A 20,795-nucleotide genomic window follows, 5' to 3' on the forward strand; every position below is an offset into this window, starting at 1 on the left:
CCTTCGTCCTCGCGCTCACGAGTAAGCCCTCCTCGTGTCGGGCGGGGGCACGGTGGCCCCCTTGTACTCGACCGGGATGCCGCCCAGCGGATAGTCCTTCCGCTGCGGGTGGCCCTCCCAGTCGTCCGGCATCTCGATGCGCGCCAGGCCGGGGTGGCCGTCGAACACGATGCCGAAGAAGTCGTACGTCTCGCGCTCGTGCCAGTCGTTGGTCGGGTACACGGACGTGGTGGACGGGACGTGCGGGTCCTCGTCCGGGGCCGCCACCTCCAGGCGCAGGCGACGGCTGTGCGTCACCGAGACCAGGTGGAGGACGGCGTGCAGCTCGCGGCCGGTCTCGTGCGGGTAGTGCACCCCGGAGACACCGAGCGAGAGCTCGAAGCGCAGGTCCTGGTCGTCGCGCAGCGCCTGGCAGACGGGCAGCAGGTGCTCCCGTGCCACGTGCAGCGTCAGCTCGGTCTGCGGGGCGGTGGCGTCGGCGGCGCCGTGCCGGTCGACGACCACCTTCTCGATGGCCTCGCCCGGGTCGACGCCGTCGCCGCGCAGCACCTCGGCCAGCACGTCGACCACCCGGTCGAACCAGCTGCCGTACGGGCGCGACGACGGGCCCGGCAGCGCGACGGGCTTGACCAGGCCGCCGTAGCCGGACGTGTCTCCGGAGCCGGTGACCCCGAACATGCCGGTCTTGACCTCGACGATCTCGAGCTGGGCTCGCGACCGCTCGAGCGCACCCTCGTCGGAGGCGGACGTGTCGTTCTCCTCGCTCACCGCAGCAGCCCCTTCTGCTCGAACGTGGGGGTCGCCTCCATGGCGGCGGCCTCGGCGGCACGTGCCGCCTCCACGCGGTTCGCGCCCAGCGGGGCGTTCTGAACCTCGTGGTGCAGCGCCAGGATCGCGTTGATCAGCATCTCCGGCCGCGGCGGACAGCCGGGCAGGTAGATGTCGACCGGGACCACGTGGTCCACGCCCTGCACGATCGCGTAGTTGTTGAACATCCCGCCCGACGACGCGCACACGCCCATGGAGAGCACCCACTTGGGCTCGCTCATCTGGTCGTAGACCTGGCGCACCACCGGCGCCATCTTCTGGCTGACCCGCCCGGCAACGATCATGAGGTCCGCCTGGCGCGGAGACGCGCGGAAGACCTCCATCCCGAACCGGGACAGGTCGTAGCGCGGCGCGCCGGCGGCCATCATCTCGATGGCGCAGCAGGCCAGGCCGAACGTCACCGGCCACATCGACCCCTTGCGCATGTAGCCGGCGAAGTCCTCGATCGTCGTCAGGAGGAACCCCGACGGTGCTTCCTCGACACCCATGTCTCGTCTCCTACCTCTCAGACCCAGTCGAACCCGCCGCGGCGCCACTCGTAGACGAACGGCACCGTGATGATCGCCAGGAAGGCGAACATCGCGACCAGTCCGAACGTGGCGAGGGTGGTGAAGTCGACCGCCCACGGGTAGAGGAAGACCACCTCGATGTCGAAGACGATGAACGTCATCGCCACCAGGTAGTACTTGATCGGCAGCCGGCCGCCACCCAGCGCGTTCGGCGTCGGCTCGATGCCGCACTCGTACGCGTCGAGCTTGGCGCGGTTGTAGCGCTTCGGGCCGATGACCGCGCTCGCGGCGACACCGCCGAGCGCGAGCACGGCCCCGATCCCCATGAGGATCAGGATCGGCAGATACGGGTTCATGCTGTCGGTACCACCTTCGTCATGCCGGCGATCGTGCGATCGATCCAGTCGCCGCCGCGCGGCTCGTAGCAGTCGGACAGGAGCTTGAGCACGAACTGCATCACCACCTGGCGCGGCAGCCCGTACTTCACGCAGGCCCGCATGATCTGCGGGTGCTCGATGAGCCGCACGAACCAGCGGCCCAGGGTGTAGTAGCCGCCCAGGTCCGCGCGCATGCGGTCCGTATAGGTCGCGAGCGCGGCCTCGCGGGCGGCGTCGGTCGACTTGTGCCGGGCGGAGGCGATCGCCTCGGCGGCGACGCGCCCGGCCTGGAGGCCGTAGGCGATGCCCTCGCCGTTGAACGGGGACACCATGCCGGCGGCGTCGCCCGCGAGGAGCAGCCCGTCGGCGTACAGGGGGCCGCGGTTGAAGCCCATCGGGAGCGCGGCGCCACGCACCCTGCTGGTGGCCGCGTCGGGGCTGAGCTCCCAGCCCTCCGGTGCGGAGTGGGTGAGCCAGGTGTCCTGGAGGGCCCGGTAGTCGATGCTCGCCGCGGACTGCCGGGCGGGCGTGCTGTGCACGCTGCCGAGACCGACGTTGGCGGTGCCGTCGCCGAGGGGGAACACCCAGCCGTAGCCGGGCAGCAGGTCGGACTTCCCCGGCTCGCCGGACCACAGCTCCAGGTGGGACTCCATGAACGGGTCGGCGTGCCGCGGCGTCGTGTAGTACGCGCGGACGGCGGTCCCCATGGGCCGGTCGTCGCGTCGCATCCGCCCGATGCCGGTCGCCAGGCGCGAGCTGACGCCGTCGGACGCGACGACGACGGGCGCGCGGAACGTGCGCTCCGGGCCCTCCGCGCGGCCGCGGCCGTCCAGCGGCTGGGCGGTGACGCCGGAGATCCGGCCGGTGCGCTCGTCGGCGACGGCGCCGGTGACCTTGGTGCGCGTGAGCAGCTTGGCGCCGCTGGCCTGTGCGTGCTGGGCGAGCGTGTGGTCGAGGGTCTCCCGGGCGCGTGCCATGCCGTACCCGGGGTAGGCGGTGAGGTCCGGCCAGTCGAGCTCCCAGGAGCGGCCCGTGGCGTGCACGCGGAGGCCGCGGTTGCGGATCCAGCCGTCCCGCTCGTCGGTGTCGACACCCATGCGGACCAGCTCGGAGACCGCGCGGGGCGTCAGGCCGTCGCCGCAGATCTTGTCGCGGGGGAACTCCGCCTTCTCGAGCAGGAGGACGTCGAGCCCCGCGGACGCGCACCAGTGCGCGGTGGACGACCCGGCCGGGCCGGCGCCCACCACGATGACGTCGGCGTCGTCGCTTCGGTGCTGCACGTGCTCACCCCCGATTGTGAACTCGATGCTGTGTGTAGTGACATGCCCTTGTGAACCCTGTCACAACACCGCCACCCTAGCCACACGAGCCGGACATTGGGTAGCAAGGCGAACCTAACTTCCGGGGTGACCGGCGTCACGACGCGATCGCCGCGCCCCCATCGGCCACGACACCCCAGCCGACCGAGCCCGCCGACCACCTCACCGTGCCCGAACACACTCCCCGAGCACGCTCCGAGCACGCCGTCGTGCCCGGCCGCCGTCGCCGACCACGCCATCGTCCCCGTCCCCCTCGCCGAGCACGCCGTCGTGCCGAGCGGGAGCCTTCCCGCTCGGCACGACGGCGTGCTCGGCGACGGCTGGCGGCCGGCAGGTCGGCGGCCGCAGGTCGGCGGCCGGGAGCGGCTAGACCGGGCGGGTGCCTCGGTGGAGAGCCACGACGCCGCCCGTCGTGTTGCGGTAGTGGACCGGCTTCCAGCCCGCGTCGAGCATCAGGCGGGCCAGCGCCACCTGGTCCGGCCAGGAACGGATCGACTCCGCCAGGTAGTCGTAGGAGCCCTGGTCCTTCGTGACCGCGCCCGCCACCTTCGGCAGGGCCCGCATCAGGTACTCCTGGTAGAGCACGCGGAACGGCATCCAGGTCGGCGTGGAGAACTCGCAGATCACGACGCGCCCGCCGAGCCGGGTCACCCGCAGCATCTCCGCCAGCGCCGCCGAGGTGTCCACCACGTTCCGCAGCCCGAAGCTGATCGTCACCGCGTCGAAGGACTCGTCCGCGAACGGCAGCCGCGTCGCGTCACCCGCGACGAAGGGCAGGTCGGGGCGGCGCTCCTTGCCCACCCGCAGCATGCCGAGGCTGAAGTCGGAGGGGACCACGAGGGCGCCGTCGTCGTCGAACGGCTCGCTCGACGTGCCCGTCCCGGCCGCGAGGTCCAGCACCTTCTCGCCCGGCTGCGCGCCGACGGCCTCCCGCACCAGCTTGCGCCACCGCCGGTCCTGTCCCAGCGAGATCACGTCGTTGGTGAGGTCGTAGCGCTTGGCGAGGCCGTCGAACATCGACGCGACCTCGGCAGGCTTCTTCTCCAGGCTGGCACGTGACATGCGGTCATCGTCCCACGCCCGCACTCCCGCCCCGCGCCACCCGCCGGCGCCCCCAGCCACAGCGGTCGGTCCTTTCTTGAATGATCGGCACATCAATCTGCCGATCATTCAAGAAAGGACCGACCACGCGGACGCCAACGGTCACCCCGACAGGCCGGCAGGCGCGCACCGACCGGCCAGGGGGCGGGACCGCGCGTCAGGCCTGGCCCAGCGCGTAGCGCATCGGCTGCAGCTTGGCCTCCGACTCCGCGAGCTCCGTGACCGGGTCGGACGCCGCGACGATCCCGCAGCCGGCGAAGAGCCGCACCTGGCGCGGGTCGCGCTCCGAGAGCTCGGCCGAACGCAGGGCGATGCCCCACTCGCCGTCACCGTCCGCGCCGACCCAGCCCACCGGGCCCGCGTACCGGGCCCGGTCCATGCCCTCGATCTCGCGGATCACGGCGCGGGCGGCCACGGTCGGCGTGCCGCACACGGCGGCACTCGGATGCAGGGCGGCGGCCAGCGAGAGGGACGACGGCGGCCGCTGGTCCCCCTCACGCCCACCCCGGGAGGACGGCCCCGGCGCTTCCTGACCCCCCGCGGCGGACGACGCCGACCGCTGAGCCTCGTCCTGCCCGTCGCGGACCGCGCCGTGCGGGGTACCTCCGCCGGGGCGGCCGAGCACCGCCGTCACGTCGGTAGCCAGGTGCATGACGTTCGGGAGATGCAGCACGAACGGCGCGTCGGGCACGTTCATCGACGAGCAGAACGGCTCCAGGGCGGCCGCCACCGAGCGCGCCGCGTACTCGTGCTCTTCCAGGTCCTTCGACGAGCGAGCCAGGCGCGCGGCCGTGAGCAGGTCGGACGCGTCGTGGCCGGGGCCCTCGGTGCGAGGGATGGTGCCCGCCAGCACGCGGGACATGACGAGCCCCTTCTCGCTGCGCACCAGCAGCTCCGGCGTCGCCCCCACGAGCCCGTCCACACTGAACGTCCAGCACGCCTCGTAGGCCTCGGCCAGCCGCCCGAGCAGGTGGCGCGGGTCCACGGGGTGCTCAGTGGTGGCGACGACGTCGCGCGCGAGCACCACCTTCTCGAGCTCGCCCTCCTGGATCCGCGAGACCGCCTCGGCGACCACGCCCTTCCAGTCCTCCGCCGCGACCGACCCGTCCGTGGCGGCGACCCGGCCGGGTGCGGTGACGGGCGTGCGGGGATAGGCGTCCGGCAGCACCTCCGGGGCAGGGGCCGCGCGGTCGCCCAGGAGCTCGATCGTCGTCGTCCAGCAGCGGCCGTCGCGACGGCCGACCACGACGCGCGGCACGATCAGCGCGCCGCTCGCGCGCGTGGGGTCCTCGGCCTCGTCGCCGGGGACGACGTCGTCGAACGCGAACGAGCCGAAGGCGACCGGGCCGGTGCCGGGCAGGCCGACCTCGTCGTGCACCTCCGCCCCGACGAGCACCTGGTGCCAGGCGTGCTCGGCATCGGCGAAGCGGCCGGGACCGAACGTCTCGAACCGCAGCGCCTCCCCCCAGCCGACGATGCCGTCGCCGTGCTTGACCCACGCGAGCGGGCGGGTGTCGGGCAGCCGGTCGACGAGCGCGGTGAGGTCCTCCGGCAGGTCGTCGACGCGGGAGGTACGGACCACGAGGCGCGGTGGCGCGAGGGTGCCGGAGCCCGGGGTGTCGGTGGCCGGCGGCGTAGTGATCGTCATCGCATCCAGAATAGGTCGATCCACCCGCGATCCCGCCCGGCGGCGACAGAGATCACAACCGCCGGGGTAGCGGGTCCCCGGAGGCACTCGCCGCCCCGGCGGCCGCAGGTCTCGCGGAGGACGGCGGGGTCAGCGGATCACGGGTCTCCCGCCTGGGGACCCTCGCCGACCGGGTGGAGCGGGTCGCCCCACACCTGCTCGCGGAATCCCGACCACACCTGGACGTCCGACGTCGCGCCCAGCAGGTCCATCTGCGCACCCGACAGGGCGAGCAGCCACGCGATCACCGACTCCGGCGGCTCGTCCGCGATCTGGTCGAAGTCCGGGCAGCCGAGGTTGATCCCCGAGATGTACAACGTCGCGTCGCCGTCCATCGAGACATAGCCGGCAGCCGTGTCGGTGCCCGCCTCGATGGGGGCACCCTCCGCGTCGGTGTCGTACGCATAGGACTTGAGCCAGAAGCCCGGCGCCTTCACGTGGTCCGCGACGATCCGTAGCGCGTCCCGGCGTTCGGCCTCGTGGGTCACGGGGACCGAGACGAGCGCGACGGACCTGATCCCGCTGATCTCGAGGTCCGAGGTCCTGAGGTCCGCCGGGAGCGAGAACGTGTTCGTGTTGTCCTCGCCCGCCGGGATCATCGGCAGGGTGACGTCCTGCTTCTCCCCGTCGCAGACGTACCCCACCGAGAGGCCCTTCTCGGACGCGTCGGTCGAGAACAGCTCGGCCGCCGCGTCGTCCGACCCCTCGGGCGACGCGCCGTCGTCCTCGGAGCCGTCGGAACCGTCGTCCTTCGAACCGCCCGAGCCGCCCGAGCCGCCGGTGACACCGTCGACGGCGTCGTCGAGCCCGTCGGTCACGTCGTCGACGGCCTCGTCGACCGGGCCCTCGGACCCCGAAGTGCTCGGGGACGGCGACGGGTCCGCCCCGTCCTCGTCCTCGTCGCAGGTGATGCTCGGGATCCAGTCCAGCGGGTCCCAGCAGATGTCGCCCGCGGTGCGGAGCGAGGCCGGCTGCACGCCGCCGAGCACGAGCGCACCGGCCAGCGCGACCGCCGCGGACCTCGTGTGCAGCGTCTGGCGGCCGCCGTCGATCGCGGTGATCTTCTCGGGCGCGTCACCAGTCGCGTCGTCGGGCACCTCGGGGGGCGCGTCGTCGGACACCTCGAACACGCCGCCGCTCCGGGCGTCACCACCCTCCGTGCCCTCCGCGGCCGCGCCGTCCTGCGGCGACCACGAGACGACGACGACGCCGCCGATCGCGCCGAGCAGGAAGCCGACGACCCAGCCGCCCAGGTTCACGCCGGACAGCGTGTAGACGGAGATGACGAGGGTGATCACGCCGTAGAAGACCCGGTGGACGGGCTGCAGCATGGACAGCACGCCCAGCAGGATCAGCACGATGGGCAGGACGATCGCCTGGAAGCCCTCGATCCCGACCGCGAGCTGCATGTCGGGCACGCCCGCGAGACCGAACCGGTCGGCGAGCGCGCCGAGGTCGATCGGGCCGGAGAGGAGCAGCTCCAGGCCCGCGAGGATGACGAGCACGGCGCCGACGAACGGCCGCTGCCTGCGCCACGGGCCGAACGCTCGCCGCACCGCGGCGAACCTCGCCCGCAGGTCGGGGCGGGCGCCTCCGGGCTGACCGCCCTCCCGGTTCAGAAGCACTCCTCGCCGTCCGTGAGCGTGAGCTTCAGGTCGGTCAGCTGGAACACTGCGGCCTGGGTGCTCCAGGAGACCTGCTGCAGACCGTCGATGTCGATCGAGTCGGAGTCCATGGCGAAGTCGCCCTGGTCGCCCTTCGCTGACGTGTTGACCCGCGACGCGTCCACGCCGATGCGGATGTCGCGGAACGTCGCGGTACCGGAGAGGTCCGTCATGCCGATCTGGAGGTCGGTCGCCTTGGCCGGCTCCTCCCCGTCGCCGGCGGTGATCTTGAGGCCTACCTTGCCGAGCGGGGTGTCCTCCACGACGGTCTGGCACAGGTTGTAGAGCTGAGCGTCCTTGATGTTCGCGATGGCGGCGGGGTGCTGCGTACCGTCGGCGGCGGTCGCCTGGCCGGCGTACTGCGAGAACCCCTCACCCTTGAGCTGGTCCGCGGCGATCTTGAACTCACCGCCCGCGATGGCGAACGAGACCGGCACCGCGCCCTGTGCCACGCCACCGAGAAGCAGGGAGGCGGCGGCGGCCACCGGGACCGCCGCGAGGGCCACCCGCCCCTTGCGCGACTTCGTGAGGTTGCTGAGCTTCATGTGATTCCCCTTTGGACACAGGTCGAGGGCGACTCCTTCGTCGTCGCCCGCGACCGTAGCCGACTACTGAGTTGGAGTCAATTGTCTCGGAGCGGCCGTTCGGGCGCCGATGGCGGAAAGCGCCCGGCACCTGCGGCATCGGGACGGACCGCAGGCGACTTCACCCAGGCGTCGCGCAGTTTGGTAGATATGCTCGAAGCATGGCAACCAGCCGCAGAACCCGACTCCGCCCGGAGGAACGCAGGGACCAGCTCGTGGCCCTCGGAGTGGCCACCCTGGCGAACAGACCGCTCTCCGAGGTGACCGTCGAGGAGATCGCCGCGGAGGCCGATGTCTCGACGGGCCTCGTCTACTACTACTTCGGCTCGAAGAACGGTCTGCACCACGAGATCGTGCTGCGCGCCCGCGACTCGATGCTGCACGCCAGCGAACCCCGGCCCGAGCTGCCCCCGCTCGACCGCCTGCACGACACGCTCAAGCGCCTCGTGACGTACGTCCGTGACCACGGGCCCACGTTCTACTCGCTGGTCAGAGGAGCGGCAAGCGGGGACGAGGAGGTGCGGGAGCTCATCGAGAGCGCGCGGCGCGAGCAGACCGAGCGCGCCGTCGCCGCCGTCACCGAGATGGGCGTGGAGGACACGCCCCTCCTGCGGATGGCGCTGCGCTCCTGGGTGGCGCTGGCGGAGCAGGCGCTCGTCGACGGCGGGCTCAGCACCGACATCCCGGCCACGGACCTCATCGCCTACCTGGAGAGCAGCATGTTCGGCGTCGTCAGCGCCACGGGCGCCGAGCTGGCGTCGGGCCCGCTGACGACCACCTGACGGCGGAGCGCCAGTTCAGAGCACCTTGGCCATCAGCAGGCACGGGTTCTCGACCCACAGGTCCGGGAACTCCTCGACCGGGAGGAACCCGACCGCCTCGTAGAAGGCACGGGTCTGCTCGTAGCCCGGGTCGGGCAGCGACGGGCCGAGCGTCTTGACCGTGAGCAGCCGCACGCCGCGGCTGCGCACGTCGTCCTCGGCCTGTCGCAGGAGCTCCCGCCCGATCCCCGCGCGATGGTGCTTGCGCCGCACCGCGAGCAGGTGGACCTCCGCCGTGCTGTCGTAGCGCGGGTCGAGGAGCAGGATGCCCATCACGTCGCGAACGGGTACCCGGCTGCCGTCGACAGGATCGTCACCGAGACCGCCGCCGTCCGCGGAACGCGGGTCGACGGCGAGATAGTTGGGGAACTTCCGAGCCGCGTCGACGTATTCGTCGGTGAACTTCGCGAGCCCAAACCATTCGGGTAGTTCACCGAGAATGTCATGGGCCGCGTCAGAGCGGCCGCGCGTCCGCACCACGTCATAAATCCCAATCACGCGCTTCAAGGTAGCGCCTCTTCGGACCATTCACTATGCGCGTGAGCGGTAATTCCTTAAAGATCTCTTTGCCCTATTGTCACCATAAAGGGCTTTCCGCACCATGTCGGCGCCCCGGTCCGACGTCCGCACGTTGCTCGTCGTACGGACATCGGACCGGGGCGCCGACATGGCAGCCCGGCCCGGGCGCGCGCGGTCAGTTGCCGAACAGGTCCTGCAGCCAGTCGGGGACGTTGCCGGGGTCACTCTGGTCCGAGCCCGAGCCCGAGCCGTCCTCACCCTGGCCCGGGAACCGGCCCTGGCCGGGCAGCTCCTGCTGCTGCCCCTGCTCCTGCTCCGCGAGCTCCTCGTCGTCCCGCACGGTGAGCGTCACGTCGACCTGCCTCGTCTCGCCGTCGCGCACGACCGTGAGCGTGACCTCCTGCTCCGCGGAGTGCTCCCGGACGAAGGCGGTGAGCGACTCGGCTCCGTCCACCGGGTCGTCGTCGATCGCGACGACGACGTCGCCCGTCTCGATCCCGGCAGCCTCGGCCGGCGAGTCCGCGACGACCTCCTCGACCTGCGCGCCGGCGCGCGACACGCCGTCGGCGGTCGCCGTGCTGTCCGACAGCGAGACACCGAGGAACGCGTGCTCCGCCTTCCCGTTCTCGATGAGCTGCTCGCCGACTGCCGATGCCAGGTTCGACGGGATCGCGAACCCGAGCCCGATCGACCCCGACTGCTGGGTGCTCCCCGACAGCGTCAGGATGGACGAGTTGATCCCGATGACCTCGCCCGACGTGTTGAACAGCGCACCGCCGGAGTTGCCCGGGTTCACCGCCGCGTCCGTCTGGACCGCGTTCGTGACGACGACGTCGCTCCCGTTCTCCGACGACGCGGCCACGGGCCGGTTCAGCGCCGAGACGATGCCGGTGGTCGCCGTGTTGTCCAGGCCGAGCGGGTTCCCGACCGCCATCACCGAGTCGCCCACGGTGAGCTCGCTCGAGTCACCGAGCGTCGCCTGCCGGAGGTCGTCCGGGGCGTCCTCGATCTGCACGACGGCGAGGTCGGTCGTCGCGTCGGTCCCCACGACCTCCGCCTGGAAGATCCGCCCGTCGGCGAGCGTGACCTGCACCTGCTCGGCGCCCGAGACCACATGGTTGTTGGTCAGGAGGCGCCCGTCGGAGTCGATGACGATGCCGGAGCCCTCACCCTCGCCCTGCTGCGTCGCGACCTGGATCGCGACCACGGACTGCGAGACGGCGTCCGCGACGGCCTGCCAGTCCGGCGAGTCGCCGTCGGACGAGACCGGGACCGCCTGCTGCTGCGACTGGCCGACGTCGGCCAGCGACGCCGACGTCGGGTCGTCGTCCAGCAGGGTGAGCGCCCCGGCCGTGCCCGCGCTGGCCAGGAGCGCGGCGACCGCCGCCGCACTCACCACCGGGACCCAGCGCCGGTCCTTGCGCGGCGCGGCGGCCGTGGAGGCGTCCGCCGGAAGCGCGTAGGGGTTGTCCCCCGCGCCCGACGACGGTCCGTGGGCGGGCGGGTATGTCTGCTGCGGCTCGGCGTGACCCGTCGGGTACGCCGCCTGACCGGCGTGGCCGGGCAGGAACGCCCCGTGCGGTTCCGCGGCTGCGGACGCCTCGGGGCGCTGCGGCGGCATGGTGCCGGCCGATTCCGGTTCCTGGCCCTCGGGGGTGGCGTTCTGGTGGGTGTTCACGGTGGCCTCCTTCGTCTGGAGATCACTACACACCCGCACTCTTGCGCCACCCTTGACCTTGCCTGTGAATTGGCTGCGCGCCCTGGGAGCACGCTGAGGCTCGCCGGGGCGCGCCGAGGCCGGGCTCAGGCCACCCCGCGCACGGCGTCGGCCACCCGGCGGGCCAGGTCGCGCGACTCCGTGAGGCGCTCCGCGCGCGGCACCCGCACCTCGATCACCTGCACGCCGCGGCTCGGCGCCTGCAACGCGTGCCGCAGGCTGGGCACGTCCTTCACGAGCTGGTGGTCCACCCCGTACCCCGCGCACAGCTGCGCCAGGTTGGCGCCGTGCGGTGTGCCGAAGACCCGCTCGAACCGCGCGCCCGCCGCCTCCGACGTCGCCGCCAGGTCCCCGTGCTCCAGGGTGGCGAAGATGGAGCCGCCGTCGTCGTTCACCACGACGATCTCCAGGTCGACGGGGGGCTCCCCGGGCGCGCGCAGCAGGCCGCCGACGTCGTGCAGCAGCGTGAGGTCGCCCACCAGCGCGCGCGTGCGCCGACCAGCCCGCGCGGCCGCGAGCGCGACGCCGGTGGCGGTCGAGACGGTGCCGTCGATGCCCGCGAGCCCGCGGTTCGCGAGCACGGCGGGGAGGCTGCCCTCGCCGTCCGTGCCGAGCACCAGGTCGAGGTCGCGCACGGGGTTGGACGAGCCGACGACGAGCACGTCGTCGTCCCCGAGGACCCGGGCGACGGCACGGGCGACGGACAGCGCCGTCGGGCCGCCGACAAGGGCGTCGTCGCGCGTCACGTCCTCGATCACGGTGGCGGCCGCGCGGCCCGCGGCCTGCCAGCGGCTCAGCCAGTCGTGCTCCGCCTCCTCCCGGGCCTCGTACCACTCCGGGGCCAGGCCGGGGACGACCTGGACGGCATTGCGTGCGGCGTCGGGCCAGGGCAGGCTGCCGGGCGCGACGACGGTGACGGCGACGTCGGGCCGGGACAGCAGGCGCTGCACGGGGCGGGAGAGGGTCGGGCGGCCGAAGACGACCGCGTGCTGGGCCTCCCCCGCGATCCCGTCGTCGCCGAGCACCAGGCGGTAGGCGGGGATCGCGTTCGGCCCGCCGCACGCGCCCGAGGACGGTTCGGCGACCAGGGGCCAGCCCTGGGCCTCGGCGAGCCGGCGGGCGCCGGGTCCGGCGGAGTCTCCCGCGACGACCACGGTCCGCCCGGGGTGCCCGGGCAGGGCGGGCGACGAGAGGTACCGCACCGTCTCGGGGACGACGACGGTCACGGGCCGGTCCGCTCCCACGCCGGCCGTCTCGGTGGACCTGCCGGGCTCCCGCGCGGGCGGGGCCGCCGCCGGGTGGAGCGGGTCGCGGTACGACAGGTTCAGGTGGACCGGGCCGGGCGCGCCGGCGCGCGTGCCGAGGGCCGCGGACGTGGCGCGGGCCGCGAGGGCGGCGAGGTCACGGGCCTCGGCCGCGCGGGTCGCCAGGTCCGTGCCCGACGGCGCCGGGACGTCCACCTCGTACCGCACCGCTCCGGCGAAGATGCCGGGCTGGTGGGTGGTCTGCGAAGCGCCCGTGCCGCGCAGCTCGTGCGGGCGGTCCGCGGTGAGCAGGATCAGCGGGACGCCGGTGTGGTGCGCCTCGAGCACGGCCGGGTGCAGGTTGGCGACGGCGGTGCCCGAGGTGGTGATCACCGCGACGGGCAGGCCGGGGACCGGCGTGCGGAAGGCCAGGCGACCGGGTCCCGGACCTGCCTCGCCGCTCGCGGGGACGTCGGGCCCGTCCGGCGTGCTCGCGGCCGGGGAGCCGAGCTGTGCGCCGCCCGGCACCCGGTCGGCGTCGTGGTCCACGATCTCGAAGGTGCTCCCGCGCGACAGGCCGATCGCGAGGAACCCGGCGGTGCGCTCGTCGATCCGCACGTGGAGCGTGAGCCGGCCGGCCTCGGCCGCCTCGGCGGCGGCGTAGGCGAGGGGGGCCGACCTCGATCCGGGCGCCAGGACGACGTCGTGCACCCCGTGTGCGACGAGCTCGGAGATCAGGGCGCGCGCGGCAACGACCGAGGCGGGATTCTCAGGCATACGTCCAGGCTATCGGCGCACCGGCCGCGAGGCCGTCCATCGCGCCCGACCGTTCGGCTGCCGAGGTCAGGTGGGGGCGGGGGCCGCTGCCCCGGACGCGTCGAGGACTGCCGCGAGGCGGGCGTGGCGGGCGTGCCAGCGGTGGACGAGGGCGGGCGGCGCCGCGGACGTGGCCGGAGCGGCCGGGTCCGGGGCGGGGTGGCGGACCCGGAGGACGCCGTCGGCGGGGAGCAGCGGGGACGCGACGACGTCGTGCTCCAGCAGCTGCGCCGTCGCCAGGCCGCAGGCGTACGGGAGCTCCGGGAGCGCGGCCGCGAGCGCCACGCCCGCCGCCAGCCCGACCGAGGACTCCAGCGCCGACGAGACCACCACCGGCAGCCCCACCCGCTCGGCCAGGTCGAGGCAGGCGCGCACGCCGCCGAGCGGCTGCACCTTGAGCACGACGACGTCCGCGGCCTCCAGCCGCACCACCCGCAGCGGGTCCTCGGCCCGGCGGATCGACTCGTCCGCGGCGACGGGCACGTGCTGCGCCCGGCGGACGGCGGCGAGGTCGTCGACGGACGCGCACGGCTGCTCGACGTACTCCAGCCCGCCGACGCTCCCGGCCCGCCCGTCGCCGCCGGCCGCCCGGTCGAGCACGGGAATCCGCCGGAGCGCCTCGTCCACGCTCCAGCCACCGTTGGCGTCGATCCGGATCCGCGCGTGCGCGTCCCCGTGCGCGTGCGGACCCGGGGCGTCGGTTGCGGCGAACAGCTCGTCGAAGGCGGAGCGGACCGCCTCGACGCGGGCCTGCTCGGCGGCAAGGGGTTCGATGCTGCCGTCGGGCAGGCGCTGGGCGACCTTGACCTTGGCGGTGCGGCAGCCCCCGGAGGCGAGCACGATCTCGTGCGCCGCGCCGGGGCCGACGGCGGGGACGGTGACGTTCACGGGAACGGTGTCGCGGACCGGGGCGGGCCAGCCGACGTCGGCGGCCTCGCGGGCGGCGCGGAGCCAGGTGGCGGACTCGGGGTCGTCGTAGTCCCAGAACGGGGAGAGCTCGCCCCAGCCGGCGTCGCCGCGCAGCAGCATCCCGTCGCGGGTGTCGAGCCCGCGGAACCGGGTCCGCAGGGGCGTGGACCAGACGATCTGCTCGGGCATCCCCCCACGCTAGCGCGCGACACCGGCACGCCCGGCAGCCCGCGCCCCGCCGCGCCGGCCGCCGGGGGGCTCCTGCGAACTAGGCTTCCCCCGTGAGCACCACCGCCGACCAGCCCACCGCGCCACTCCCCCGCCAGGTCTCCGAGACCTTCGACCCGCAGCAGTGGCGGGAGGTCACCGGGTTCGGGGACCTCACCGACCTGACGTACCACCGGGGGTACGACCGTGCGGCCGGCCGCGACCTTCCCGTGGTCCGTGTCGCGTTCGACCGCCCGGAGGTCCGCAACGCCTTCCGCCCGCACACCGTGGACGAGCTGTACCGGGTGCTGGACCACGCGCGCATGACGTCCGACGTCGGCACGGTCCTCCTCACAGGCAACGGCCCCTCCCCGAAGGACGCCGGCTGGGCGTTCTGCAGCGGCGGTGACCAGCGCGTCCGGGGCCGGTCCGGGTACCGGTACACGACCGCTGCCGACGGCGGCGGTGACGTCGCGACCGCCGACGCCGTGGACCCGGCGCGCGCCGGGCGTCTGCACATCCTGGAGGTGCAGCGCCTCATCCGGACGATGCCGAAGGTGGTGATCGCCGTCGTGGACGGCTGGGCGGCCGGCGGCGGGCACTCGCTGCACGTGGTGTGCGACCTGACGGTCGCCTGCCGTGACCACGGGAAGTTCAAGCAGACGGACGCGGACGTCGGGTCGTTCGACGGCGGCTACGGCTCGGCCTACCTCGCCCGCCAGGTGGGGCAGAAGCGGGCCCGCGAGATCTTCTTCCTCGCCCGCGAGTACTCCGCCGACGACGCCGAGCGGTGGGGCGCCGTCAACGAGGTCGCCGGGCACGCCGACCTGGAGGGACTCGCGATCGACTACGCGCGCACCGTCGCGACGAAGTCCCCGCAGGCGATCCGCATGCTGAAGTTCGCCTTCAACCTGCCCGACGACGGCATCAACGGTCAGCAGGTCTTCGCCGGCGAGGCCACCCGCCTGGCCTACCTGACGGACGAGGCCGTCGAGGGACGCGACGCCTTCCTGGAACGCCGGGACCCCGACTGGAGCCGGTTCCCCTACTCCTTCTGAGGCGGCTGCTGCCGGGGCGACGGGCTTCCGGTGACGGCCTCGGCGCCCGGGCCCACGAGCTCGCCGTCGTGGACCGGGCGGCCCGAGAGCGCCAGCAGGAGAGCGATCGCACTGCCGGAGACCTCGGGACCGGAACCGATCACGGCGTCGGCGTCCGTCACGACGAGCCGCACCGCCGTCGCCCGCTCCTTGCCGCCCCCGAACGCCTCCGACGTCCGCGCCTGGTATCGCAGCGCCGTCAGGACGTGCTCGGCGGGATAGTCCCGTCCGATCCGCAGGGGACGGCGGATGTCCTCCCCGTGCACGAAGGCCTCGACGAGGCGGGTGGCTCTCGGGGCCGGAGGAGTGTCGGTGCGGTCGACGGCCCCGCGGAACGACGCGAGGGTCACCTCGGCGTCGGGAGCACGCTCGCGCGCCACGCCGACCGCGTTGTCCCGGTCGAAGTCCCCCCGGGCCGCGATCATGCGACGGACGAACCCGAGGCGCGTCGTCCTGGCGCTGTCGACCAGGTGGGCAAGCACGTCGTGGACCGTCCAGCCCGCGCAGAGCGACGGGGTCTCCCACTGCTCGGCAGACAGCCCGCCGAGATCGCGGACCAGCGCGAGCCGCTCGTCATGGACGACTGGCCACACTTTGGCGGTACGACGCATCGGCACATGCTGCCCGAGAGTCCGACAGGCGCGCAACGAGGCTCGCCGGGTGCCCGCGACGTCATCGGGTGACCCCTGACGGGGCGGACACCACCGCCGCCTCGATCGCGGCGCGGTCCGGCTTGCCCGGCCCCCGCAGGGGCAGAGCGTCCGTGAGATAGACGCGGCGAGGCGCCGCGGCACGGCCCAGAGTGCTCGTGACCAGGGCTCGGGCCCGGTCGGTCAGCTCCTGGGGGGCCGGGTCCAGATACGGGCTCCCCGGGTGCGGCGACGGTCGCGCGTGCGCCCTCGGCCGGTCCCGTCCGCGCCCGAGCGCCAGGACGGCGACCACCGCGCGCCCCCATTCCGGATCGGGGACGCCCACCACGCAGACCTCGCCCAGCTCCGCGAGCGCCGCCTCGACGGCCGCGGGTGCGACGTTCACGCCACCGGTGACGATGACGTCGTCGGCGCGGCCGAGGATCGTGAGACGGCCGCTCGCGTCGAGGGTGCCGAGGTCGGAGGTGCGGAACCAGCGGGTGCCGTCGGGAGCGGTGCGGAACCCGGCGGCCGTCGCGCTCTCGTCCCCGAGATAGCCGGTGGCGAGCACCGGGCCGGACAGCTCGACGACGCCGGCCGCGGGGCTCCGGAGGGCGGTCGCACCGTCCGTGGCGACCCGGACGCGCACGCCCGGTAGCGGGACGCCGTCGTACACGCATCCGCCGCAGGTCTCGGACATGCCGTAGGTGACCACGGCGCGGACGCCGGCGTCGCGGAGGCGGGCGCGGAGCGTCGGCGGGGTGGCGGCGCCGCCGAGGAGGACGGCGTCGAAGCGGGCGAGGGCGGTGAGGCCGGCGGGGTGGCCGTCGTCGGCCGCACGGACGAGGCGGTGGGCCTGGGTGGGCACGAGCGAGACGTACGCGGGGACGCCGGCCCGCTGCCGACCGGTCTCGTCGGGCTCTGCTGCCCCGGCCGCCCCTTCCGCTCCCCCTGGCGTCTCCGGCCCGACCGCGGCTCCGTCGCCGCCGGACAGGAACGCGCTCGCCGCGGCGGCGAACCCGTCGGGCGTGAACGGCCCGGCCGCGCCGGCGCCGACCGCCGTGCCGGCGACGACGGTCCGGGAGATCACCTGGAGGCCTGCGACGTGCGTGGCCGGCAGGGCGAGGAACCAGCGGCCGGGGCCGCCGAGGCGTTCGTGCGTGGCGGCGGCGGAGGCACGGAGCGCGGTGGCGGGCAGCGCGACCTCGCGCGGCGTGCCGGTCGATCCGGAGGTGCGCACGACCAGGGCCGTGCCCTCGGGCAGGGGGGCCGCCGACAGGAGCGGCTGCGGCACGAAGGGGGCGACACCGTCCAGGGCGTCGCGGACCGCCGCGACCGTGACCTTCAGCTCGTCTCGCACCTGGTCAGCCTAGGAGATGCGGGACCAGCGGGCGTCGTCGCAGGTGGCGGACCCGTCTGCGCGATCCCCGAGAGGTGGTGCGAACCGGTGGCCCCGTGTCAGTCTAGAGGTACACGGGTGGGCGCTGCCGGCACCGGGCAGCGCGTCCTCCGACCCGCCGGAGCGGTGTGAACCGGTGTCACCCGGTCCGGACAAAAGCCATTAGTGTGGGGCGCCAGTCCGGTGGGCGGCCGGGCGACAGCGACCAGCGCGGACCGGAGGACAGATGAGAAGGACGCTGCGGGCGCAGCGCGCGGCTGGCACGGTCGCCCTGGCCATGACCCTGCTGCTGGGTTTGAGCGCGTGCACCACGCCCTGGGGTCAGGACCTCGCGTGGCCGGGGGACGAACCCCGGCCGCTGCCCACCCCGACCGAGACCGTGGAGACCAAGACCCGCGTGGACAAGGCCAAGGCCCCGAAGCCCGTGGCGCAGCCGGTGTACTGGCCGCTGACCGGGGTGGAGGGCAACGAGAAGAAGATGCGCCACCCCGCCGTCTCGGTCAAGATCGAGAACGCGCCGGAAGCACGCCCCACCCGGGGCCTGGAGTATGCGGACATCGTCTGGGAAGCGGTCGTCGAGGGCGGGATCACGCGGTTCGTCGCCACCTACCACTCCCACCTTCCCGACGCCGTGGAGCCGGTACGGTCCGTGCGGCCGATGGACGCGGCGATCGTCGCGCCGATGAAGGGCATGCTCGCCTACTCGGGTGGGCAGCTCCCGTTCATCGACAACGTGAACCGGGTCTCCACGCAGTCGATCATCATGGACGAGGGCCACGGCGGGTTCTACCGCGACCCGAGCCGCGGCGCCCCGCACAACGTGATCGGGAAGCCGAAGGAGTTCCTTCCCCAGGAGCGCACGGACCTGCGGCTCTACAGCCCTCCTCCCGCGCAGTTCGAGTACGCGCAGCGCGGCGGCGGATCGGCCCACCAGCGGGGGAAGAAGGCACGCACGATCAGTGTCCGCCTGTCGAACGCGCAGACCACCAACTGGTACTGGAACAGCACGAGCGGGACCTACCTGCGCAGCGAAGGCAGCGCGCCGTCCATGTCGGCCTCCGGAAAGCGGCACGCCGCGAAGAACGTGGTCGTGCTGTCCACGAAGGTGATCAACACCCGGTGGACCGACCCGGCCGGCTACCCCGTGCCGGAGACGAAGCTGGCGGGAGCCTCCGGCGAGGGGATCATCGCCGCCGCGGGCAAGCGGGTGCGGGTGACATGGGAGAAGAAGAAGCCCACCGCCCCGATCGAGCTCACGCTCGCCAACGGCGAGCCGGCAGAGCTCGCACCGGGCCGGACGTGGGTGGAACTGGTCCCGCGGTCCACGGGCTCCTGGAACGTGAGCTGACCGGCGACCCGACGGCCGCGGGGCAGGCCCCGCGCAGCGCGGACCTCCCGCGGAGCCGCCGCCGGGATCAGACCGCCAGGCCGAACCCCAGAAGCACGCCGTAGGCCAGCTCGAACAGCCCCGTGCCCGCCAGCACCGGGACGAGCAGCTTCCCGCGCGCACCGGCGATGATCGGCAACGTCAGCAGGAACGCCGGCCCGCCCAGCAGCACCACCAGCAACGACCACGGCGCCCAGAACGCGCACACCATCCCCAGCAGCACCGGGGCCCAGAGCAGCCCGAGGTACGCCCGGCGCGCCCGGAAGTCGCCGATCCGCACTGCCAGCGTCTTCTTCCCGGCCAGCACATCACCGGGGATGTCACGCAGGTTGTTCACCATGAGCAGCGCGCACGCGATCAGCCCCACGCCCACCGCACCGAGCAGCGCGGGCCAGGTGACGACACCGGCCTGCGTGTACGTGGTGCCGAGCACCGCCACCAGCCCGAAGAACACGAAGACCGCGACCTCCCCGAACCCCAGGTACCCGTACGGCCTCCGACCTCCCGTGTAGAACCAGGCCGCCAGCACGCACACCAGCCCGACCGCGAGCAGCCACCAGTGCCCGCTCACCGCGCACAGCGCGGCACCCAGCACCCCCGCCGCGCCGAACGCGCCGAACGCCGCGTACTTCACCGCCCGCGGCGTCGCCGCCCCGGACGCGGTCAGCCGCATCGGGCCCACCCGGTCGACGTCGGTCCCCCGCACACCGTCCGAGTAGTCGTTGGCGAAGTTCACGCCCACCTGCAGCGCGAGAGCGACGCCGAGCGCGAGCAGCGCCGGCAGCCAAGCGGCCGAACCCACCTCCGCGGCCGCGCCCGTGCCCACCATGACCGGTGCGGCCGCGGCCGGAAGCGTGCGGGGGCGCGCCCCGGAGAACCACTCGGCGGGTGTCGCCATGCCTGCGCTCCTTGAAAGTTGGTCTGCCGTCCGAACGAGTCCTCGACCCCAGAGGTTCCCGTCGAACCGGCGCCGCCCCCTGGGGGCCGTCAGTCCTCGTGCGCCGCGCGGTCCACGACGGCGTCCTCGTGCGCGGCGTCGTCGTCCGCCACCGACCCGCCCCGTCCGGCACGACGACGCCCGCGGCGCTCGGCCAGCCACCTGGCGGCGTCGTCGCGCGGGCGGGACAGCAGCACGTACGACAGCGCGAACGCGACGAGGGCGGCGACGGCGACGAGCAGCCAGCTCCGCATCCCGGCGGCGTACAGCAGGGCGAGCGCGCCCCCGAACAGGGCGAGGCGGAGCACGGTGTAGGTCACGAAGGGCACGACACCATGGTAGGTCTCCAGGCCGGCCCTCGGGACGGGGCGGTGCGGGGCGCTCGCGGCCCGCCCGTGCCCGAAGTCCGCAGGCAGCGGCCGTCCGGCGGTTCACCCGCGGTTCACTGCGGGCGGACGGGCACGATGCGCTCCTCGGGCCCGGAAAGGGCTAGCCTTCCCCACGTGCGCCCCCTACTGCTCGGAGTCCTGTACGTCGCGCTCGTCGTGTACGCGCTCGTCGACGTGATCCAGTCCGACGACGACGACCGCCACGGCCTCCACAAGGGGCTGTGGGTCGCCGTGATCATCTTCCTGCCGCTCGTCGGCTCGATCGCCTGGATCATCCTGAGCTACATCGCGCGACGCAAGAAGGGCCGGGCGTCGGCGGCCGGCTGGGACCGCGCCGGCGGCACCGACCCGACGCCGCTCCCGCCCGCCGCGGACCGCCCGCCGAAGGGCCCGGAGGACGACTCCGAGTACATGTGGCTCCTGGAGCAGGCACGCCGCAAGAAGGAACGTGAGAACCAGGCGGCCGCGGGTGCCGCCGACGGGCCAGGCGACGAGTCCCCCGGCGACGAGCACTCCGGCACCGGGCCGGCCGGCGACGGCACCGAGCCCTCCGACGGCACCGGCACCCGCGACGACCGGCCGCGCCCGGACGGCCGCCCGCAGGACGGCGGGCGCCCGCAGGACCCCACGGACTGACACCCCGGGCTCGACGAAA

At 73.6% G+C, this 20,795-nt stretch carries 20 protein-coding genes; 4 read left to right on the plus strand and 16 right to left on the minus strand.

From position 1 onward, the window contains the following. Positions 1–15: 15 nt before the first annotated feature. From ACYU96_RS05570 to ACYU96_RS05605, 8 genes are all read right to left on the minus strand, one after another. Positions 16–768 carry an NADH-quinone oxidoreductase subunit C gene (locus ACYU96_RS05570; protein ID WP_460750017.1) on the minus strand — a complete coding sequence of 251 codons (753 nt, stop codon included), beginning with the start codon at positions 766–768 and terminating at the stop codon, positions 16–18. Beyond that, positions 765–1,316 (minus strand): NuoB/complex I 20 kDa subunit family protein, encoded by a 552-nt coding sequence (locus ACYU96_RS05575; RefSeq protein WP_460750020.1) that lies wholly within the window; start codon positions 1,314–1,316, stop codon positions 765–767. The genes ACYU96_RS05570 and ACYU96_RS05575 overlap by 4 nt, the downstream gene beginning before the upstream one ends. Positions 1,317–1,333: 17 nt before the next feature. Beyond that, complete coding sequence (locus ACYU96_RS05580; protein ID WP_460750022.1) at positions 1,334–1,693, minus strand: NADH-quinone oxidoreductase subunit A; 360 nt, start codon at positions 1,691–1,693, stop codon at positions 1,334–1,336. Further along, the gene (locus tag ACYU96_RS05585; RefSeq protein WP_460750025.1) at positions 1,690–2,994 is read right to left on the minus strand and encodes a geranylgeranyl reductase family protein; all 1,305 of its coding nucleotides are present in this window, start codon (positions 2,992–2,994) and stop codon (positions 1,690–1,692) included. Before ACYU96_RS05585 ends, ACYU96_RS05580 begins: the two co-directional genes overlap by 4 nt. A 405-nt stretch (positions 2,995–3,399) precedes the next feature. Further along, positions 3,400–4,095 (minus strand): demethylmenaquinone methyltransferase, encoded by a 696-nt coding sequence (locus ACYU96_RS05590; RefSeq protein ID WP_460750027.1) that lies wholly within the window; start codon positions 4,093–4,095, stop codon positions 3,400–3,402. A gap of 196 nt (positions 4,096–4,291) precedes the next feature. Beyond that, entirely contained in the window at positions 4,292–5,782 is a 1,491-nt protein-coding gene (locus ACYU96_RS05595; protein WP_460750029.1) for an isochorismate synthase, read from the minus strand. 137 nt (positions 5,783–5,919) lie between these two features. After that, positions 5,920–7,446 (minus strand): DUF6114 domain-containing protein, encoded by a 1,527-nt coding sequence (locus ACYU96_RS05600; protein ID WP_460750032.1) that lies wholly within the window; start codon positions 7,444–7,446, stop codon positions 5,920–5,922. Beyond that, positions 7,437–8,030, minus strand: coding sequence for a DUF6230 family protein (locus tag ACYU96_RS05605; protein WP_460750035.1), 594 nt, complete (start codon positions 8,028–8,030; stop codon positions 7,437–7,439). The genes ACYU96_RS05600 and ACYU96_RS05605 overlap by 10 nt, the downstream gene beginning before the upstream one ends. Before the next feature lie 200 nt (positions 8,031–8,230). Here ACYU96_RS05605 and ACYU96_RS05610 point away from each other — a divergent pair, with 200 nt between their 5' ends. After that, entirely contained in the window at positions 8,231–8,851 is a 621-nt protein-coding gene (locus ACYU96_RS05610) for a TetR/AcrR family transcriptional regulator (protein WP_460750038.1), read from the plus strand. A gap of 15 nt (positions 8,852–8,866) precedes the next feature. Here ACYU96_RS05610 and ACYU96_RS05615 read toward each other — a convergent pair whose 3' ends face one another. The 4 genes from ACYU96_RS05615 to ACYU96_RS05630 form a co-directional block, all read right to left on the minus strand. Continuing rightward, positions 8,867–9,388 carry a GNAT family N-acetyltransferase gene (locus ACYU96_RS05615; protein WP_460750040.1) on the minus strand — a complete coding sequence of 174 codons (522 nt, stop codon included), beginning with the start codon at positions 9,386–9,388 and terminating at the stop codon, positions 8,867–8,869. Positions 9,389–9,584: 196 nt separating this feature from the next. Continuing rightward, positions 9,585–11,087 carry a S1C family serine protease gene (locus ACYU96_RS05620; RefSeq protein ID WP_460750044.1) on the minus strand — a complete coding sequence of 501 codons (1,503 nt, stop codon included), beginning with the start codon at positions 11,085–11,087 and terminating at the stop codon, positions 9,585–9,587. 125 nt (positions 11,088–11,212) lie between these two features. Continuing rightward, the gene (gene menD / locus ACYU96_RS05625; protein ID WP_460750047.1) at positions 11,213–13,147 is read right to left on the minus strand and encodes a 2-succinyl-5-enolpyruvyl-6-hydroxy-3-cyclohexene-1-carboxylic-acid synthase; all 1,935 of its coding nucleotides are present in this window, start codon (positions 13,145–13,147) and stop codon (positions 11,213–11,215) included. Positions 13,148–13,213: 66 nt separating this feature from the next. Beyond that, entirely contained in the window at positions 13,214–14,284 is a 1,071-nt protein-coding gene (locus ACYU96_RS05630) for an o-succinylbenzoate synthase (protein ID WP_460750050.1), read from the minus strand. 92 nt (positions 14,285–14,376) lie between these two features. On the opposite strand from ACYU96_RS05630, the gene ACYU96_RS05635 reads away from it, so the two are divergent. Further along, positions 14,377–15,360 (plus strand): 1,4-dihydroxy-2-naphthoyl-CoA synthase, encoded by a 984-nt coding sequence (locus ACYU96_RS05635; RefSeq protein ID WP_460750052.1) that lies wholly within the window; start codon positions 14,377–14,379, stop codon positions 15,358–15,360. Here ACYU96_RS05635 and ACYU96_RS05640 read toward each other — a convergent pair. Next, complete coding sequence (locus ACYU96_RS05640; RefSeq protein WP_460750055.1) at positions 15,348–16,010, minus strand: maleylpyruvate isomerase family mycothiol-dependent enzyme; 663 nt, start codon at positions 16,008–16,010, stop codon at positions 15,348–15,350. The two genes, ACYU96_RS05635 and ACYU96_RS05640, sit on opposite strands and share 13 nt — an antisense overlap. A gap of 61 nt (positions 16,011–16,071) precedes the next feature. Next, a complete protein-coding gene (locus ACYU96_RS05645; protein ID WP_460750057.1) occupies positions 16,072–17,388 on the minus strand; it encodes an AMP-binding protein in 1,317 nt (438 codons plus the stop codon). A gap of 265 nt (positions 17,389–17,653) precedes the next feature. Between ACYU96_RS05645 and ACYU96_RS05650 the strand changes: the two genes are divergently transcribed. Beyond that, a complete protein-coding gene (locus ACYU96_RS05650) occupies positions 17,654–18,775 on the plus strand; it encodes a DUF3048 domain-containing protein (protein ID WP_460750060.1) in 1,122 nt (373 codons plus the stop codon). A gap of 67 nt (positions 18,776–18,842) precedes the next feature. On the opposite strand, the gene ACYU96_RS05655 is transcribed toward ACYU96_RS05650, so the two are convergent. Continuing rightward, positions 18,843–19,712, minus strand: a complete 870-nt coding sequence (locus ACYU96_RS05655) for a 1,4-dihydroxy-2-naphthoate polyprenyltransferase (RefSeq protein WP_460750063.1) — start codon at positions 19,710–19,712, stop codon at positions 18,843–18,845. Between the two features lie 89 nt (positions 19,713–19,801). Then, positions 19,802–20,080 carry a DUF4229 domain-containing protein gene (locus tag ACYU96_RS05660; protein WP_460750065.1) on the minus strand — a complete coding sequence of 93 codons (279 nt, stop codon included), beginning with the start codon at positions 20,078–20,080 and terminating at the stop codon, positions 19,802–19,804. 174 nt (positions 20,081–20,254) lie between these two features. Between ACYU96_RS05660 and ACYU96_RS05665 the strand changes: the two genes are divergently transcribed. Continuing rightward, positions 20,255–20,776 carry a PLD nuclease N-terminal domain-containing protein gene (locus tag ACYU96_RS05665; protein WP_460750067.1) on the plus strand — a complete coding sequence of 174 codons (522 nt, stop codon included), beginning with the start codon at positions 20,255–20,257 and terminating at the stop codon, positions 20,774–20,776. Positions 20,777–20,795 lie beyond the last annotated feature (19 nt).

The sequence above is a fragment of the Myceligenerans cantabricum genome (assembly GCF_054777735.1).